The sequence below is a fragment of the Nocardiopsis sp. CNR-923 genome (assembly GCF_001942255.1).
Classification (GTDB): Bacteria; Actinomycetota; Actinomycetes; order Streptosporangiales; family Streptosporangiaceae; genus Nocardiopsis.
This window is the reverse complement of sequence record NZ_MKKC01000142.1, coordinates 112693-130778: the sequence shown is the minus strand read 5'-3', so window position 1 is coordinate 130778 and position 18086 is coordinate 112693. Positions and strand designations below refer to the sequence as shown.

Here is an 18086-nt window from a genome sequence, read left to right as displayed (position 1 = left end):
TGGTCGCGCATGACGCATGAGGACAAGTTCCAGGAACTGGCCCGTCGACTGGCGCTCGACCTGCGCCGCGCGCGCCGCCGCGTCGACGAACTCCAGGGTCGGCGGCACGAACCGATCGCGGTGGTCGGCATCGGCTGTCGTTTTCCGGGGGAGGTCGATTCGCCAGACGGCCTCTGGGACCTCGTCGAGCGGGGTGGGGAGGGCCTGACGGACTTTCCCACCGACCGGGGATGGGACCTGGACACCCTGTTCGACGCCGATCCCGGCACCCCGGGGACGAGCTACCTGCGCAAGGGCGGCTTCCTGCACGAAGCAGGTCGGTTCGACGCCGGATTCTTCGGGATCAGCCCCCGTGAGGCCCTCGCCATGGACCCCCAGCAGCGGGTCGCCCTCGAAGCCTCCTGGGAGGCCCTTGAGCACGCGCGCATCGACCCCACCACCCTGCGCGGCACCCCCACCGGGGTGTTCCTGGGCATGGTCGGCCAGTCCTACGGTCCCGCCATCGGGCGGGCCGGCGAGGAGTTGGAGGGCTACCTGCTCACCGGTGCCATGCCCTCCGTGGCCGCCGGACGCGTTGCCTACAGCCTCGGATTCGAGGGGCCGACGCTGACCCTGGACACCGCATGCTCCTCCTCCCTGGTCGCCCTCCACCTGGCCACCCGCTCCCTGCGTGAGGGGGAGTGCGACCTCGCCCTCGCCGGCGGAGTCAGCGTCTACACCGACACGGGGCCCTGGATCGCGTTCAGCCGCCAGCGCGGACTGGCCCCTGACGGCCGCTGCAAGGCCTTCTCCTCGACCGCGGACGGCACGAGCTGGTCGGAGGGAGCGGGCATGCTCCTTCTGGAGCGGCTCAGCTCCGCCCGCGACAACGGCCACCGCGTCCTGGCCGTGCTGCGCGGCTCCGCCGTCAACCAGGACGGCGCCAGCAGCGGACTGTCGGTCCCCAACGGCCTGGCCCAGCAGCGCGTGATCGGGGACGCCCTCGCCGACGCCCGGCTCACCGCGGGGGACGTCGACATGGTCGAGGCACACGGAACGGGAACGACGCTGGGAGACCCCATCGAGGCCAACGCCCTCCTGGCCACCTACGGGCGGGACCGGCCCGCGGACCGGCCCGTCGCCGTCGGTTCGTTGAAGTCCAACATCGGCCATGCCGGGGCGGCCGCGGGTGTGGGCGGTGTGGTCAAGGCGATCATGGCGTTGCGGCACCGCACCCTGCCCCCCACGCTGCACGTGGACGAGCCCAGTCCGCACGTGGACTGGGAGTCCGGGGCGGTGGCCCTGGTGACCGAGGCCGCGCCGTGGCCCCGATCCGACCGCCCGCGCCGTGCCGCCGTGTCGTCGTTCGGAGTGAGCGGGACCAACGCCCACGTCGTCCTCGAAGAGGCTCCCGACGACCCCGATCCGGAACCGGTCGGGGGCGGCCCCGCGCCGGGGCGGTCCCGGACGGTTCCGTGGGTGCTCAGCGGCCGGACCACGGCAGCGCTGCGGGACCAGGCCGCCCGGTTGCACGCCCACCTCGCGCGGCGGCCCGACCTGGATCCCGCCGATGTCGGCTGGTCCCTCGTCAGCACCCGAACGGCGTTCGAGCACAGGCGGCCGTGGCGGCGCGGGACCGGGAAGGTCTCGTGCGGGGCCTGCGTTCCCTCGCTCAGCAAACTCCTGACGCCGCCGTCCACCAGGGGAGGGCCGTCGCGCGCCAGCGCGCCGTGTTCGTGTTCCCCGGCCAGGGGTCGCAGTGGGAGGGCATGGCCGTCGGCCTGATCGGCTCCTCCCCGGTGTTCGCGCGCTCGATCGCCGACTGCGAGCGAGCGCTGTCCCCGTTCGTGGACTGGACGCTGTCAGCCGTGCTCCGGGGGGAGGAGGGGGCGCCGGGACTCGATCGGGACGACGTCGTCCAACCCGTGCTGTGGGCGGTGATGGTCTCGCTCGCCGCCCTCTGGCGCCACCACGGGGTCGAGCCGTCCGCCGTGGTCGGCCACTCCCAGGGGGAGATCGCGGCGGCGTGTGTGGCGGGAGCGCTGTCCCTGGACGACGCGGCCAGGGTCGTTGCGTCGCGGAGCCAGGCGATCGTGGACCTCGCGGGCACCGGGGCGATGGCCTCGGTCCGGCTCGGCGCCGACCAGGTGCGCGAGCGCCTGTCCGGGCTCGCCGGCTCGGTGCGCGTCGCCGCGGTCAACGGCCCCGCCGCCACAGTGATCGCCGGGGATCCCGAAGCGGTTCGCCGGCTGGTCAAGGAGTTCGAGTCCCACGGCGTGCGGGCCCGACTCGTCCCGGTCGAGTACGCCTCGCACACACCGCACGTGGAGCGTCTGCGTGGCCGGATCGCCACCGCCCTGGCTGGTGTCGCCTCCCGGCGACCGGACGTGCCCGTCTACTCGTCGCTGACGGGGGGTCCTCTGGGGGACACCCCCATGGACGCGGACTACTGGTACCGGGGCCTGCGTCAGCCGGTCCGCTTCGAGGAGAGCGTGCGGACGTTGCTGGACGACGGCCACGGCACGTTCCTGGAGGTCTCTGCGCACCCGGTGCTCGGATCGCCGATCCAGGAAACCTGTGAGGACGCGGGAGCCGAGGACGCCGTGGTTCTGGCCACCCTGCACCGGGACGAAGGCGGTGACGACCGATTCCTCGCCTCGCTGGCGCGGGCGCACGTGCACGGGGTCGCCGTCGACTGGCGTCCCGTGTTCGGCGGCAGCCGGCAGGTCGACCTGCCGACGTACGCGTTCCAGCGCAGGCACTACTGGGCCATCGAGGGAACCGGGGGCGCGGACGTCACCGCCGCGGGTCTCACCCGCGCCGACCACCCGATGCTCGGCGCGGCTGTTCCGCTCGCCGCCGCCGACGAGTACCTCTTCACGGGACGCATCGGCCTGGACAGCCACCCCTGGCTGTCCGACCATGTCGTCCTCGACACGGTCCTGGTCCCTGGGACCGCCTTCCTGGAACTCGCCCTGCACGCCGGAGAACGCGTCGGCTGTCCGCGTGTCGAGGAGTTGGTCCTGCACACGCCGCTGCGCTTGCCGGACCGGGGCGGGGCACGTGTCCAACTCAGGGTCGGGCCGCCGGACGCCAGCGGGGCCAGACCGCTCACCTTGCACTCCCGACACTCCGGGGACGACGACGGAACCTGGACCCAGCACGTCAGCGGACGGGTCGCACGTCCCCACCCGGACCCCGAGACCCCGGAGCGCGAGGGGTCCTGGCCACCCGACGGAGCGGAGCCGGTGCCGGTGGACGACTTCTACGCCCGCATGGCCGAGATGGGCAACGCCTTCGGGCCGGTCTTCAGGGGTCTGCGCGCGGTGTGGCGGCTCCGGGACGAGCTGTACGCGGTGGTGCGGTTGCCCGAGGGGGCGGAGGCGGACGCGGCCCGCTTCGGCATGCACCCGTCCCTGATGGACTCCGCGCAACATCCCCTCGCCCTCTCCCACGTCCTCGGCCCGCGCGGCGGTCCTAGCCTCGCCGAGGCGGCTGGGCTGCCCTTCACTTGGTCAGACGTGACCCTCCACGCCACCGGGGCCACCCATGTCCGTGTGCGCGTCGCACCGACCGAGGACGGCGCGGTCTCGCTGCGGATCACCGACCAGTCGGGCCGACCCGTCGCGACAGTCGGCGCCCTGGCCCTTCGCCCGATCCGTCCCCAGCAGTTGGCGACCGCGACCCGCACGGGAGGGGACGACCTGTTCCATCTGGCGTGGACCCGACCCGAGGGGACGTCCCCCCGCGTCGGTGGGGCCCCGCCCGTCGCGGTCCTCGGCCCTGACCCCCTGGGCGTCGCTGTCAGCCTCGCCTCGGCCGGACACGAGGTCCGATCCCACGACGGCCCCGAGTCGCTGCACACCTCCCTGGCCGCGGGTGCTCCCGTCCCGGCCGCGGTGGTGCTGCCGTGTATGTCCCCCGAACCCGAGGGCACGGCGGAAGCGGCCCGAACCGCCACCCACCGCGCACTCGACCGGATCCGGGCCTGGCTGCTCGACGATCGCTGCGACGACCTGCCCCTGCTCCTTCTCACGCGGGGGGCCGTCTGCGCCGGAGAGGGCGACGACGTCCCGGACCTGGACCACGCGCCTGTCTGGGGGCTCGCCCGCACCGTCCAGATCGAGTTCCCCGGCCGGTGCGTCATCGTCGACGTGGACGGCGCCGACGCCGTGCCGACGATCCTCGCGAGGGTTCTGGCCAGCGGTGAGCCCCAGGTCGCGGTGCGCGACGGGGCCATGCTGGTTCCGCGACTGGTGCGCGCCGTCCCCGAGGAGAGGGACCCACGGGACCTGGGATCGGACGGAACCGTGCTCGTCACCGGGGCCAACGGGACGGTCGGCGCCGTGATCGTCCGACACCTGGTCGCCGAGTGCGGGGCACGCCACCTCCTGCTGGTCAGCCGCAGGGGGCGGGAGGGCACCAGTCCCGAACTCCAGGCCGACCTGGCCGAGCTCGGCGCCACGCTCTCCTTCGCCGCCTGCGACACCGCTGACCGCGACGCCCTGCGCGACGTCATCGCCTCGGTTCCGGACGGTCGGCCGCTGAGGTCGGTCGTCCACATCGCGGGCACCGTCGGCGGTGCCGTCTTCACCGCGTTGACCACCGAACACGTCGATCACGTCATGCGCCCCAAGGTCGACGCGTCGTTGAACCTGCACGAGCTCACGCGCGACCTCGACCTTCGGGAGTTCGTCCTGTTCTCCTCGGCCGCCAGCACGCTGGGCAACCCGGGACAGGCCAACTACGCGGCGGCCAACGCCTACCTCGACGCCCTGGCCTCCCGGCGCCGTGCCCTGGGGCTTCCCGCCACCACGATCGGATGGGGCATGTGGGCGCAGCGCAGCCGTCTCACCGTGCGGCTGGACGAGACCGACCTGCACCGTTACGCGCGCATGGGCATGGTCGAACAGATCGCCACCGAGCGAGGAGCGGAACTCTTCGACGAGGCGCTCGCGGTGGACGAGGCGCACGTTCTGGCGGTGCCGTTGGACGTCGCGGCCATGTCGGCACGGAGCATGAAGGGCGCCGACGTCCCGACGATGCTGCGGGGACTCGTGCGTCGACCGCGCCGCAGGGCGGCGGGCCCGACGGACGACTCGGGGCTGCGTCGCCGTCTGGGCGGAGCGGACGCCGCGCAACGGCACCGCTTGGTCCTGGACGTCGTTCGGGGGGCCGCGGCCGAGGTGCTCGGCCACTCGGCTCCGGAGGACGTGGCAGCGGACCGGGACTTCCTGGAGGTCGGTTTCGACTCGCTCACCGCGGTCGAGCTGCGCAACCAGCTCAGCTCCCTGACCGGTCTGCGACTGCCCGCCGGACTGGTGTTCAAGCACACCACGCCCGACGCCGTGGCGGGGTTCCTCCTGGACCGCCTCGTCGGCGGCGACGGGGCGGCCACGCGGGCGTCGGCGGCGGAGGAGGGGACCGGGACGGACGGGCCGACGACGCCGGACAGCCTGACCACGCTCTTCCGGGAGTTCTGCCGCCAGGGCAGGACCGCGGAGGGGATGCGGGTACTGGACGCGGCCGGGTCCGTGCGGCCCGGCTTCTCCGAGGGCTATGTCTCGGCGCGGGGCCCCGTCGTCCTGTCGAGCAAGGAGGCGGACACCTCCCTCCTGGTCTGCCTGCCGTCCATCGTGCTGGCCTCGGGGCCACAGGAGTTCGCGAGGTTCGCCGCGGGCGTGCGCGGGTTGCGGGAGGTCGCGGTCGTCCCGCACCCGGGCTTCCGTGACGACGAACCGCTTCCGGACACGCTGGAGGCGGTCCTCGCCGCACAGGCCGACGCCGTGGCCCGTTGCGCCGCCGGGCGCCCCTTCGTGGTCGTTTCCCGCTCCTCAGGAGGGCCGGTCGCGCACGCCGTGGCCGAACTCTTGGAGGCGCGCGGAGTTCGTCCCGCGGCTGTGGCGCTCCTGGACCCGCCGCACCCCGACGACGAGGCGGTCCTGCCGACCACGGAGGCCCAGATGCTCCAGCGGGGCGGAGCCCTGGGCATCGTCGACGGTGCTCGCCTCACCGCGATGGGCCGGTACATGCGGCTGTTCGCCGACGTACGTCCCGGCCGCGTCGGAGCGCCCTCGGTGGTCTTTCGTCCCGAGGACGCCATCACCGGCCGGGACGGAGTCCCCATCCTCCGTTCAGCTGGGAGCCTCCGCACGAGCGGATCACCGTTCCGGGCGACCACTTCACGATGTTGGAGGAGCACGCCGACATCGTCGCCCGAGTCCTGCACGACTGGTTGGCGGAACGCGGACTGTGAGCGCCCCCGACCGCCGACACACCCCGTCCCTCCATACGAGGCAGGAGACCGCCATGCCCACGGATCTGGTGCGGCCACGTCCCGACGAGCACCGGATCACGGTGCTCGGGGCCGGGACCATGGGCGCCGGGATCACGTCCCTCGCCCTGGTCCACGGAGTGCCGGTGACCCTGGTCGACGTCGACGAGGTCGCCCTTGAGGGGGCACGCGCCAGGATCGACCACCAGACGCGCGTCGCCCATTTGATGGGCGCTGTGCCCGAGGGGGTCGCCCCAGGGCGGCTCAGCACCGCCACGACAGTGTCCCCCGTGGCCGAGGCCACGGTCGTCATCGAGGCCATCACCGAGCGGTTCGACCTCAAGGCCGCCCTCCTCAACGAGGTGGGCACCCGGACCAAGCCGGGTACGGTCCTGGTCACCAACACCTCGTCCATTCCCGTGGACGACCTCGCCGCGTACCCGCCCCGCCCCGAGGAGCTGGTGGGCACCCACTTCATGAACCCCCCCTACCTCATCCGCACCGTCGAGGTCGTCCGGGGGGCACGGACCGCCCCGCGCACCCTGAACGCGCTCCAGGACCTGCTGGACGTGCTGCGCCGTGCGTCGGTGGTGGTGGCCGACACGCCCGGATTCGTCACCAGCCGCCTCCTGCACCCGATGATCAACGACGCGGTCAGGGTGGTGCAGGAGGGAACCGCGAGCGCTGAGGACGTCGACTCCCTCATGGTCGGGTGCCTCGGCCACCGGACGGGTCCGCTGCGCACCGCGGACCTGATCGGCCTCGACAACCTCGTCGACTCACTGCGGGTGCTGCACGAGCGCACCGGCGACGAGCGCTGCCGCCCCTGCGACCTCCTGCTGGAGAAGGTCGCGGCGGGTGACCTCGGTCGCAAGAGCGGCCGAGGATTCTTCACCTACGAACGGACGGAGCAACTGTCATGACCGCGCCCACCCACGAGTCCCAGGGACACCGGGGGATCGTGACCGAACTCATCACCTTCCTGGAAAGCCGGACCCGGGCGTCGTGGGGCGAGGACGTCGACCTGTTCGCCACCGGCGGGCTGTCGTCGATGTTCGCCATGGAACTCGTCGTGCACCTGGAGCGGACCCATGGTGTGTCCATCCGCGGCGGCGACCTCAGACTCGACAACTTCCGTACCGTCCGGACCATGGCCGACCTGGTCCTGCGTCTGAGGACCGACGGGGCCACCGATGGCTGACGGCGTGACGGACCTGGCCGCGCGGGTGAGCGAGGTCGTCGGCGACCGGGCCGCCGAGTGGGACCGGGCCGGCCTGCTGCCCGTCGAGGTCCGGCACGCGCTCGCCACCGAGGGCCTGCTGTGCCCCCAGACGCCCGCGCGGTACGGCGGGCTGGGACTGAACAGCCGGGACGCAGGAGAACTCACAGCACACGCGGGGAGCCTGTGCAGCTCCGTGCGCAGTGTGATGACTTCTCAGCAGATGGTCGCGGGCAGTGTCGAACGGCTCGGTGACGAGGAGCAGCGGGCCCGGTACCTGCCGCGCCTGGCAGGCGGGGAGATCGCCGCGGCCGCCTTCAGCGAGCCCGGTGCGGGCAGCGACCTCTCGGCCATGGCCACCACCATCCGGGCCGAGGGCGACACGGTGGTGGTCGACGGACGCAAGACGTGGATCACCACCTCCGTCTACGCCGACCTGCTCCTGGTGTTCGGCCGGTTCGGGGACGCGGCCGCGGCGGTCGTGATCCCCGCTGACGCCCCCGGCGTCACCGTCGACCGGATCCCCGACCCCCTGGGCTGCCGGGCCGCCGGGCACGCCGACCTCGTCTTCGACGGTGTCCGCGTACCGGTCGACGCCGTGCTCGGCGGCACCGGACTGCCACTGCCCCTCCTGGTCACCGCCGCACTGACCCACGGGCGGATGTCGGTGGCCTGGGGGTGTGTGGGCATTCTGCGGTCCTGCCTGGCGGAGGCGACCAGGCACGCGCGGACCCGCGAACAGTTCGGGGTCCCGATCGGCCGGCACCAACTCGTCGCGCGCCACCTCGCCGAGACCTACACCGCCGAACGGATCGCCACCCACGCGTGCGAACACGCCAGTGACCGCTGGGACGCCGGCTCGCCCGACATGGTCGCGGCCACGGTGCTGGCCAAACACGTCAGCGCCGCGCAGGCCGTCTCGGGGTCCTACGCGGCTCTCCAGGTCCTGGCGTCGGCGGGGGCGCGTGACGGACACGCCGTGGCGCGCGCCCACCGCGACGCCCGGCTGATGGAGATCATCGAGGGCAGCAGCGAGATGTGCACGCTCATCCTGGCCGACCACGTGCTGGCCACCGCCGGCTGAGCCGACCGCAGCGACAAACGGGAGAGGATCCAGTGAGCACAGACCCGGACAACGGACGGACCGCGCTGGTGAAATGCCTGGTCTGGGACCTCGACGACACCCTGTGGAAGGGCACCCTTCTGGAGGGCGGCGAGGTGCGCGTCCCGGACGAGGTACGCCAGGTCGTCCAGGAGTTGGACACACGCGGCGTCCTACAGTCCGTGGCCAGCAAGAACGACCACGACCTGGCCTGGACACGGCTGGAACGGCTGGGCCTGGCCGAGTACTTCGTCCTGCCCCGCATCGGTTGGGGGCCCAAGTCGGAGTCGGTGCGCGCGATCGCCGACCGGCTGGACTTCGCATACGGTGCGGTCGCGTTCGTCGACGACCAGCCGGCCGAGCGCGCCGAGGTCGCGTACGGGCTGCCCGCGGTGCGGTGCTACACCGCCGAGCAGGCCGCCTCGCTGCCGGACCTGCCCGAGTTCCGCCCCGAGGTCGTGACCGTGGACGCACGGCGAAGGAGGCACATGTACCAGGCGGGGTTCGAGCGCGAGGCCGCCCGGTCGGAGTTCACCGGGCCGGACGAGGGTTTCCTGCGGTCGCTGGACCTGGTGATGGGGATCGGCCGCGCCGCGGGCGAGGAGCTGTCCCGGGTCGAGGAACTGACCCTGCGCACCAGCCAGATGAACGCCACAGGTGTGCACTACTCGGCATCGGCGTTGCGCTCCCTGGCCACCGACCCCGCGCACGAGGTCCTGGTCACCACGCTCACCGATCGTTTCGGGCCGCACGGCGCGGTTGGGGTGACCCTGGTGCGCAAGGACGCGGCGGTCTGGCATCTGAAGCTGCTGGCGACCTCCTGCCGGGTGGTGTCCTTCGGTGTGGGGGCCGCCATCCTCGACTGGCTCGTGGATCAGGCGGCCCGGGCCGGGGCGCACCTGGTGGCCGACTTCAGGCCGACCGACCGCAACCGGATGATGGAGATCGCCTATCGGTTCGCCGGCTTCACGGAGGAGCCGTGCGTGTGCCGTGACGCGGTCCCCCGGCCGTCGGAGGCAGACGTGCAGCGCCTGCACCTGGTCTCCGAGCGCCGGGAGACCCCCGTGACCATGGTCGTCGAGGCCGTCGACCTGGCCTGAACGGGACCCGGGCCCTACCGCTTGCGGGCGAGGGTGATCCCGTCCGCCATGACCAGCATGGAGATCTCCACGCGCTCGTCGTCGCGCAGGGCCGCGTTCAGTTCCCGGATCGCGACTGTGTCCGGGTCCCGGGTCCCGGCGTCGACCACGCGCCCGGAGAAGAGGGTGTTGTCGATGACGATCAGGCCGCCGGGGCGGGTGAGCGAGACGGCGTATTCGAAGTACGCGGGGTAGTTCCTCTTGTCGGCGTCGATGAAGACGAGGTCGAAGATTTCCCGGCCTCTCTGGTCCAGGAGTTCGCACAGCGTTTCCGAGGCGTCGCCGACCAGCATCTCGATCCTCTCCTTCACCCCCGCCCGTTCCCAGTAGGGGAGGGCGAGATCCACCCAGCGGTCCGTGACGTCGCACGTGACGAGTCGTCCGTCGGCGGGGAGCGCCCGTGCCAGGCACAGGGCGCTGTACCCCGTGAACGTACCGATCTCCAGGACCGACCTGGCGCCCGTCAGGCCGACGAGGAGGGTCAGTAGCTGTCCCTCCTCCGCCATGACTCGCATGGCCGTTCCCCCGGGGAGCGCGGCCGTCTCCTCACGCAGCCCGGAGAGGATGGCGTCGTCTCGAAGCGACACGCTCCGCACGTAGTCGAGAATGTCGGTGGTGATGCTGGTCTGCTCGGCCATGGGTGGATCCTAGGGATCCGTCCGTGGCCGCTCAAGACCGGGTGTTCCAGGGTTTTCGAAGGATCGGGCCGAGGACGGGGATCCCCCCGCGCCGGTGGAGTCCCGCGGCCGGACCACTGCGGCCCGTTCGCGGAGTGGGACACCACCTCAGGGGTCGTGGGCGCCCTGATGCCGGTTCCTTCAGGACCGGGGAAGCTGATGTGGTAGGCCTTGCGCAGCGTCTCGTGAACGGTCCAGGTGGTCCGGTCGCCCTCGCGCAGGACGCACGCGTCGCCGGGGCCGACCTCCAGGGTGGGGCCGCCGTCCACCTCGACGGTGCGCGCCCGCTCACCACGACGAACAGCTCGTCGGCCTCGGTGTCGGTGACCACACCGGGCGTGATCTGCCACAGTCCGCGGATCTGGGCGCCGTCTGCGGACTCCCACAGCACCTTCCCGGTCACCACGGGGTCGCCGGAGACGATCTGCTCGGGGTCGAGCGGTTCCGGTTCCAGGTCGCGTCGGCGATGCGGAGGGCGAAGGGGGCGCTTGCCCGGTCGTTCGTCGTCATGGCACGCAACCCTAGTTCCGTGGTCGCCGCGCGGAGGCGGACAGGATGTCAACGATCGGGCGAGGCGCGGCACACCCCGTCAACGTTCCCGGTCAACCGGCGGCGGTGCGCAGCAGGTCGACCACCTCGCCCAGCCGTTCGAGCTCCCTCGTGGCGACGGCGGGGAGCAGCGCCTCGCCGTCGGCGGCGTGCCGGAGAGCGGCACTCCCGGACACCCCACTCGGCAGACGGACCTCACGTCCGGGCCGCGACGCGGGCGCCACCGTCCCGGGCCGCAGCGGCGCGCGACGCCGGCCGGGCGGTGCGCGGAACAATCGCGGCGGGACCGGCGTTGGCCAGTACGGCCCGCCCGACCCCGCACCGCCGGTCCGCCGCGGCCCGACCGCGCGGCGCCACCGCCACCGCCACCGCGCGGAGAAAACCGGTTGCCCGCCCTCATAACCTAGTGAACTGATGAGCACCACCACGCCCGCGCCCGGCGCGGACACACTCCGATCGCGGCTGCGCGACCTCATGCCGACGGACCGGCACCGGCTTCGCCGCCGCATCGACGGCCTGGCCAAGATCCGTGACGAGCGCCGTCGCGCCTCGGTGACCGAGCAGATCGGCCGGGACATCGACGAGGCCGTCCTGCGCGTGGACCTGCGCCGCGAGGCCGTGCCCGAACTCACCTACCCCGAGGACCTGCCGGTCAGCGCCCGCCGCGAGGACATCGCCGCGGCCATCCGCGACCACCAGGTCGTCATCGTCGCCGGTGAGACCGGCTCCGGCAAGACCACACAGCTGCCCAAGATCTGCCTCGAACTCGGTCGCGGCGTCATGGGAACCATCGGCCACACACAGCCGCGCCGCCTCGCCGCGCGCACGGTCGCCGAACGCATCGCGGACGAGGTCGGCACCGCGCTCGGCGAGACCGTCGGCTACAAGGTGCGCTTCACCGACTCCTCCAGCGACAGCACGCTGGTCAAGCTCATGACCGACGGCATCCTGCTCGCCGAGATCCAGCACGACCGCATGCTGCGCGCCTACGACACGCTCATCATCGACGAGGCCCACGAGCGCAGCCTCAACATCGACTTCCTCCTGGGGTACCTGAGACAGCTGCTGCCCAAGCGCCCCGACCTCAAGGTCGTCATCACCTCGGCGACCATCGACCCCGAACGCTTCTCCCGCCACTTCGACGACGCCCCGATCGTCGAGGTCTCCGGCCGCACCTACCCGGTCGAGGTCCGCTACCGGCCGATCTCCGACCAGATCCTCGACCCCGAGGAGCGCAACCCGGGCGTCGGGACCGACCGCGACCAGACCCAGGCGATCCTCGACGCCGTCGACGAGCTGGGCCGCGAGGCGCCCGGCGACGTCCTCGTCTTCCTCAGCGGTGAACGGGAGATCCGCGACACCGCCGAGGCCCTGGAGAAGAAGAAGCTTCCCGGCACCGAGGTCCTGCCGCTCTACGCGCGCCTGTCGGTGGCCGAGCAGAAACGCGTGTGGACCTCCCACCGAGGACGCCGGATCGTGTTGGCCACCAACGTGGCCGAGACCTCGCTGACCGTCCCGGGCATCAAGTACGTCATCGACCCCGGCACCGCCCGCATCTCCCGGTACAGCCACCGCACCAAGGTGCAGCGGCTGCCGATCGAGGCGGTCTCCCAGGCCTCGGCCAACCAGCGCAAGGGCCGCTGCGGCCGCGTGTCCGAGGGCATCTGCGTCCGGCTGTACTCGGAGGAGGACTTCCTCTCCCGCCCCGAGTACACCGACCCCGAGATCCTGCGCACCAACCTGGCCTCGGTCATCCTCCAGATGGCCGCGCTCGGTCTGGGCGACGTGGCCGCGTTCCCGTTCGTCGACGGCCCGGACCACCGCCAGATCAAGGACGGCGTCAACCTCCTCACCGAGCTCGCGCCCTGCATCCCGACCCTTCCGGGAGCAGACGCCGCCTCACCCCCACGGGCCGCCGCCTCGCCCAGCTGCCGATCGACCCCCGCCTGGGCCGCATGGTGCTGGAGGCCGAGGAACGCGGCTGTCTGGCCGAGGTCCTGGTGATCACGTCGGCGCTGTCCATCCAGGACCCGCGCGAGCGGCCCACCGACAAGCAGCAGCAGGCGCAGGCCGCGCATGCCAGGTTCGCCGACAAGGAGTCGGACTTCCTCGCCTTCCTCAACCTCTGGCGGCACCTGCGCGAGCGGCAGCGGGAGCTGTCGGGCAACCAGTTCCGCAGGCTGTGCCGCGAGGAGTTCCTCAACTACCTGCGCGTGCGCGAGTGGCAGGACATCCACGGCCAGCTCAAGCAGGTGCTCCGGTCCATGGACGTCGAGGTCCCCCGCCTCCCGGAGGATGCCGTCGACACCCGCTCCGTGCACATGTCCCTGCTGGCGGGGCTGCTCTCGCACATCGGCCTCAAGGACCCCGACAAGCACGAGTACCTGGGCGGGCGCGGGGCGCGGTTCGCGATCTTCCCGGGCTCGTCGCTGTTCAAGAAGCAGCCGCGCTTCGTCATGGCCGCCGAACTCGTGGAGACCTCCAAACTCTGGGGGCGCATGGTCGGCAGGATCGAACCGGAGTGGGCGGAGGAACTCGCCGGCGATATCGTCAAGCGCCACCACAGCGAGCCGCACTGGGAGCGCAAGCGCGGCGCGGTGATGGCGTTCGAGCGCGTCACCCTCTACGGCGTGCCGATCGTCGTGCAGCGCAAGGTGCAGTACGGGCGGATCGACCCCGCGCTCTCGCGCGAGCTGTTCATCCGGCGGGCGCTCGTCGAGGGGGACTGGGACACCCGCCACCACTTCTTCCACGACAACCGCAAGCTCCTGGAGGAGGTCGAGGACCTCGAACACCGCGCCCGCCGGCGCGACATCGTCGTCGACGACGAGGCCCTGTTCGCCTTCTACGACCGCCGTGTCCCGGAGACCGTCGTCTCCGCCGCGCACTTCGACTCCTGGTGGAAGAAGGAGCAACGCACCGACCCCGCGCTGCTCGACTTCACCCGTGACGAGCTGATCAACGACGGGGCGGGCGACGTCAGCGAGGACGACTACCCCGACGTGTGGCGTCAGGGCCCGTTCACGTTCCCGTTGACCTACCAGTTCGAGCCGGGCAGCGCCGCCGACGGCGTCACCGCGCACATCCCGCTCAAGGTGCTCAACCAGGTCGAGGCCGACGGGTTCGACTGGCAGATCCCCGGCCTGCGCGACGACCTGGTCACCGCGCTGATCCGTTCCCTGCCCAAGCCCCTGCGCCGCAGCTTCGTCCCGGTCCCGGACAACGCCGCCCGGGCCATCGCCGGGCTGGTCCCCTACGAGGGCTCCCTCGTGGACGCCCTGGCCGCCGAACTCACCCGCATGGCGGGGGAGAGGGTGCCCGCGAACGCCTTCGAGCTGGACAGGTCCCCGACCACCTGCGCATCACCTTCCGCGCGGTGGACGGCAGGAACCGGTCGCTGGCCGAGGACAAGGACCTGGAGCGGCTGCGAGCCAAGCTCAAACCCCGACTCCGCGAGGCGATCTCGGCCGAGGCCAAGGGCGTGGAGAGGAAGGGGATCACCTCCTGGGACTTCGGTCCGCTGGAGCGGACCCTGGAACGCAAGGCGCTCGGTCCCAAGGTCAAGGGGTATCCCGCCCTGGTGGACGAGGGCGAGAGCGTGGCCGTGCGGATCTTCGACACCCGGGCCGAGCAGCGCGCCGCCATGTGGGCGGGCACCCGCCGACTCCTCCTGCTCACCGTCCCCTCCCCGGCGCTCGTGGTGAGCAAGGGCCTGAACAACCCGGACAAGCTCGCGCTCGCGGACAACCCGCACGGGTCGGTCCGCAAGCTCATGGCCGACTGCGAGTCCGCCGCCGTCGACCACCTGCTCGCCGGCGGGGGCGGTCCGGTGTGGAACGCGGACGACTTCGCCGAGCTCGCCGACCGGGTCCGCGCCGACCTGGGGGACACCCTCACCGACCTCCTCGGCGGAGTGGCCCGCGCGCTCGTGCTGTGGCGCAAGGTGTCCAAGAAGGTCAAGGGCACCACGTCCCTCGCGGTGCTGCCGTCGCTCAACGACGTGCAGGGGCAGCTCGGCGATCTGGTCTGCGACGGGTTCGTCACCCGCACGGGTGTGTCCCGCGTCGACGACCTGCACCGCTACCTGCGGGGCGTGGAGTACCGGCTGACCAAGCTGCCGGAGAACCCGCGCCGGGACCAGGTGAACATGGCCAAGGTCGAGCAGATGCGCCAGGCCGTGCACACGGTGGTCGGCACGCTCCCGGCCGGGCGGTCGGCCGACGCGGACGTGGTCGAGCTGCGCTGGATGCTGGAGGAGTACCGGATCAGCCTGTTCGCGCAGGAGCTGCGGACCGCCTACCCGGTCTCGGACAAGCGGATCATGAAGGCCGTGGAGGCGGTCAGGGCGGGCCGTTCCTGACGCTGCCGCCGGTAGGTGGCCTGGAGGCGGTGGACCCCGAGCCGCCGGGACCCCGGGGTTCTCCGGTGGCGCGGTCAACGCGGTCACCGTTCCCTCCTCGGCGACGGACCATGGCCAGCGGTTCGGGGACGTCCCAGCGCAGTTCGAAGAACATGCCCGGCCCCAGGATCGACCGGAAGCGCCCCCAGCGCGAGGCGAGCGCGTAGACCAGGACGAGGCCCCGGCCGCCCTCGGCCATGACGTCGGGGGAGACGGTCCTCAGGGTCGGGGGACGCCCGTTCCTGTCGCGGACCTCCACCCGCAGCCAGCCGTGGAAGAAGAAGGCGTGGACGTGGAAGCCGCCGCGCTGGCCCCGGCGGGCGGGGGAGTGCTGGACGCTGTTCGTGGCGCGCTCGGAGAGGAGGAGGCGTGCGGTGTCGGCGACGTTCTCGGGAGCGTTCGCCAGGGCGATCCGCCGGTCGAGCCAGTGGCGGGCCTCGCGGACGCCTTGGGGCCGCCCGGCGAACCGGAGGGAGCACCGCCGCAGGGGCAGTCGACGACGCGGTTCGGGGCGCTACAGTCACTGTCACTCTCCCCGGATGAGTCACTTGACCTCATCTCCCGATACAAGGAGGCGCACAGCCGTGGGATCGACCCCTTCTCACTGGCGTAAGTCCAGCCACAGCGGCAACCAGGGGGGTGACTGTGTCGAGTTCGCGGAGACCGCCCGCCCGGAGTGACGCGCGTCTCAGTCGGACTCCCACAACTTCGGGGCGCGCCGTTCTGTGTGTCCCGGTCTACCTCGACGTAGTGGACATATCGGACAATGGACTCTGGTCCACCCCCGACATCTCCCCGAGGAAGTCCCGCATGCCCACCCCGACGACCACCCGCGTTCGCTACAGGGGCCTCACCGCCCGCGACCTGTCGCTCATCGCCGTCTTCGCCGCCCTCATCGCGGCCCTGAGCGTCGCCGTGGCGATCCCCATCCCCTTCTCCCCGGTGCCGATCACCCTCCAGACCCTCGGCATCATGCTCGCCCCCAGCCTCCTGGGCTGGAAGCGCGGCACCCTCGCCGTCGCCGCCTTCCTGGCGCTCGGCCTCGCTGGACTCCCCCTCTTCGCGGGTGGCCGCGGCGGTCTGGCCGTCCTGGCCGGACCCTCCGCCGGTTTCATCGTCAGTTGGATCTTCGCCGCCCTCGTCATCGGCGTGCTCACCGACCTCATGGTCCGCGGCGGCAGGTACTCCTTCTGGAAGGGCCTGGGGATCAACCTGGTCGGTGGCATCGCCGTCATCTACGCGATCGGCGTGCCGTGGATGGCCGTGGCCCTCGGTGACGGCGTCCTCGCCGCCGGATACTCCATGCTCGCCTTCCTGCCCGGTGACGCCGCCAAGGCCGTGGTCACCGCCCTGATCGCGGCCACCGTGTACCGCGCCTACCCGATCCCGCCCGCCGGACGTCCGGTCCTCCAAGAGGCCGCCTGATGCTCCGTCTGGAGGGGGTGTCCCACTCCTACGACGGCCGTGCCGTGCTGCGCGACGTCACCCTCGATCTCGCCGAGCGCCGCATCGGCGTGATCGGGGCCAACGGGTCCGGCAAGTCCACGCTGGCCCGGACCCTCAACGGCCTCGTCGTCCCCGATCGGGGCACGGTGACACTGGGGGAGTGGGACACCCGCCGCCACGCCAGGCGGATCCGCCGCGGGGTCGGGTTCGTCTTCTCCGACGCGGCGAGCCAGATCATCATGCCCACGGTCGTCGAGGACGTGGAGATCGGGCTGCGCTCCCTGCGGCTGGGCGCCGACGAGACCGCCCGCCGGGTCGACCGCATCCTGGAGCGGTTCGGTCTGGACGGGCACCGCGACCACCCCGGACACCTGCTCTCGGGCGGTCAGAAGCAACTCCTGGCCCTGGCGTCGGTCCTGGTCACCGAACCCGACGTGCTGGTCTGCGACGAGCCCACCACCCTGCTCGACCTGCGCAACACCCGCACGGTGGCCCGCACGCTGAAGGGCCTCGAACAGCAGGTCATCCTCTTCACCCACGATCTGGACCTGCTCGCCGACTTCGACCGCGTCCTGGTGATCGACGACGGCCGCGTGGCCTTCGACGGCGCCCCCGACGCGGCGGTCACGTTCTACACCGATCGCATGGTCGAGGGGGCCGATCGGTGATCGGCCTCTACGTGCCGGGGACGGGACCGCTGCACCGGGTCCCGGCCGGACCCAAGCTGCTGGTCCTGCTGGCGGTCGGCGTCGCCCTGATCGTCGCCTCCCACCACTGGCTGGCGGTGGCGCCCTGGCCGCCGCCCTCGTCCTGTACCCGGCGGTGGGCCTCCCCCCGCGCCACGCCCTCGGCGCGCTGCGTGTCCTGTGGCCGTTCCTCCTGGTCATCGGGGTCTTCCAGACCCTGTTCGGGGACTGGCAGACGGCCCTGCGGCTCTGCGCGCAACTGGCCGCGCTGGTGCTGCTGGCCAACGCCGTCACGCTGACCACACGCGTGCACGCCATGCTCGAACTCTTCGAGCGCCTGGCGCGCCCCCTGGCCCGTGTGGGGGCCAACCCCGACCGCGTCGCCCTGGTGCTCGCCCTGACCGTCCGCTCCGTGCCGATGGTCCAGGTGGCCTGGCGGTCCGCCCGGGAGGGCTACCAGGCGCGGGGCCTGACCGGGCGCCCCTACCTGCTCGTGGTGCCGGTGATCGTCCAGCTGCTGCGGATGGCCGACGCGACCGGCGAGGCCCTCGTGGCCCGAGGGATCGACGAGGAGACACGCGGCACCCGGACGGGAAGCTCCAATACAGGTCGGTAA

At 72.0% G+C, this 18086-nt stretch carries 14 protein-coding genes and 2 pseudogenes; 12 read left to right on the top strand and 4 right to left on the bottom strand.

The annotated features are described in order from the left end of the window. Positions 1 to 9: 9 nt before the first annotated feature. From BJF83_RS24575 to BJF83_RS24550, 6 genes are read left to right on the top strand one after another with little or no spacing between them, the layout of a single operon-like run. Complete coding sequence (locus tag BJF83_RS24575; RefSeq protein WP_075928184.1) at positions 10 to 1764, top strand: type I polyketide synthase; 1755 nt, start codon at positions 10 to 12, stop codon at positions 1762 to 1764. Then, positions 1749 to 6434: a type I polyketide synthase gene (locus BJF83_RS30085; RefSeq protein ID WP_262391864.1), complete on the top strand. Its 4686-nt coding sequence runs from the start codon at positions 1749 to 1751 to the stop codon at positions 6432 to 6434. Before BJF83_RS24575 ends, BJF83_RS30085 begins: the two co-directional genes overlap by 16 nt. Next, on the top strand, positions 6355 to 7176 hold the full coding sequence (locus tag BJF83_RS24565) for a 3-hydroxyacyl-CoA dehydrogenase family protein (RefSeq protein WP_262391863.1): 822 nt from the start codon (positions 6355 to 6357) through the stop codon (positions 7174 to 7176). Before BJF83_RS30085 ends, BJF83_RS24565 begins: the two co-directional genes overlap by 80 nt. Beyond that, entirely contained in the window at positions 7173 to 7454 is a 282-nt protein-coding gene (locus BJF83_RS24560) for an acyl carrier protein (RefSeq protein ID WP_075928181.1), read from the top strand. Before BJF83_RS24565 ends, BJF83_RS24560 begins: the two co-directional genes overlap by 4 nt. Then, positions 7447 to 8556 (top strand): acyl-CoA dehydrogenase family protein, encoded by a 1110-nt coding sequence (locus BJF83_RS24555; RefSeq protein ID WP_075928180.1) that lies wholly within the window; start codon positions 7447 to 7449, stop codon positions 8554 to 8556. Before BJF83_RS24560 ends, BJF83_RS24555 begins: the two co-directional genes overlap by 8 nt. A 32-nt stretch (positions 8557 to 8588) precedes the next feature. Next, positions 8589 to 9674, top strand: coding sequence for an HAD family hydrolase (locus tag BJF83_RS24550; protein ID WP_075928179.1), 1086 nt, complete (start codon positions 8589 to 8591; stop codon positions 9672 to 9674). 14 nt (positions 9675 to 9688) lie between these two features. On the opposite strand, the gene BJF83_RS24545 is transcribed toward BJF83_RS24550, so the two are convergent. The 3 genes from BJF83_RS24545 to BJF83_RS30075 form a co-directional block, all read right to left on the bottom strand. Further along, on the bottom strand, positions 9689 to 10300 hold the full coding sequence (locus tag BJF83_RS24545; protein ID WP_262391862.1) for an O-methyltransferase: 612 nt from the start codon (positions 10298 to 10300) through the stop codon (positions 9689 to 9691). Further along, positions 10195 to 10659 carry a cupin domain-containing protein gene (locus BJF83_RS30080; protein ID WP_262391854.1) on the bottom strand — a complete coding sequence of 155 codons (465 nt, stop codon included), beginning with the start codon at positions 10657 to 10659 and terminating at the stop codon, positions 10195 to 10197. The genes BJF83_RS24545 and BJF83_RS30080 overlap by 106 nt, the downstream gene beginning before the upstream one ends. Before the next feature lie 333 nt (positions 10660 to 10992). Beyond that, on the bottom strand, positions 10993 to 11115 hold the full coding sequence (locus tag BJF83_RS30075) for a hypothetical protein (protein ID WP_262391853.1): 123 nt from the start codon (positions 11113 to 11115) through the stop codon (positions 10993 to 10995). A gap of 238 nt (positions 11116 to 11353) precedes the next feature. On the opposite strand from BJF83_RS30075, the pseudogene hrpA reads away from it, so the two are divergent. Then, positions 11354 to 15299 (top strand): annotated as a pseudogene (hrpA, locus tag BJF83_RS24535) (ATP-dependent RNA helicase HrpA). Here hrpA and BJF83_RS24530 read toward each other — a convergent pair. Beyond that, positions 15280 to 15744 carry an ATP-binding protein gene (locus BJF83_RS24530; protein WP_262391861.1) on the bottom strand — a complete coding sequence of 155 codons (465 nt, stop codon included), beginning with the start codon at positions 15742 to 15744 and terminating at the stop codon, positions 15280 to 15282. The pseudogene hrpA and the gene BJF83_RS24530 sit on opposite strands and share 20 nt — an antisense overlap. Here BJF83_RS24530 and BJF83_RS30070 point away from each other — a divergent pair. The 5 genes and pseudogenes from BJF83_RS30070 (at position 15625) to BJF83_RS24510 (ending at position 18086) form a co-directional block, all read left to right on the top strand. Further along, on the top strand, positions 15625 to 15951 hold the full coding sequence (locus BJF83_RS30070) for a hypothetical protein (protein ID WP_262391852.1): 327 nt from the start codon (positions 15625 to 15627) through the stop codon (positions 15949 to 15951). The genes BJF83_RS24530 and BJF83_RS30070 overlap by 120 nt on opposite strands. Then, positions 15923 to 16018 (top strand): DUF397 domain-containing protein, encoded by a 96-nt coding sequence (locus BJF83_RS31375; protein ID WP_075928177.1) that lies wholly within the window; start codon positions 15923 to 15925, stop codon positions 16016 to 16018. Before BJF83_RS30070 ends, BJF83_RS31375 begins: the two co-directional genes overlap by 29 nt. A gap of 130 nt (positions 16019 to 16148) precedes the next feature. Then, positions 16149 to 16763, top strand: a complete 615-nt coding sequence (locus tag BJF83_RS24520) for a biotin transporter BioY (RefSeq protein ID WP_075928176.1) — start codon at positions 16149 to 16151, stop codon at positions 16761 to 16763. Beyond that, positions 16763 to 17452: an energy-coupling factor ABC transporter ATP-binding protein gene (locus BJF83_RS24515; protein WP_075928175.1), complete on the top strand. Its 690-nt coding sequence runs from the start codon at positions 16763 to 16765 to the stop codon at positions 17450 to 17452. The genes BJF83_RS24520 and BJF83_RS24515 overlap by 1 nt, the downstream gene beginning before the upstream one ends. Then, positions 17449 to 18086: pseudogene (locus BJF83_RS24510) on the top strand (energy-coupling factor transporter transmembrane component T family protein). The gene BJF83_RS24515 and the pseudogene BJF83_RS24510 overlap by 4 nt, the downstream one beginning before the upstream one ends.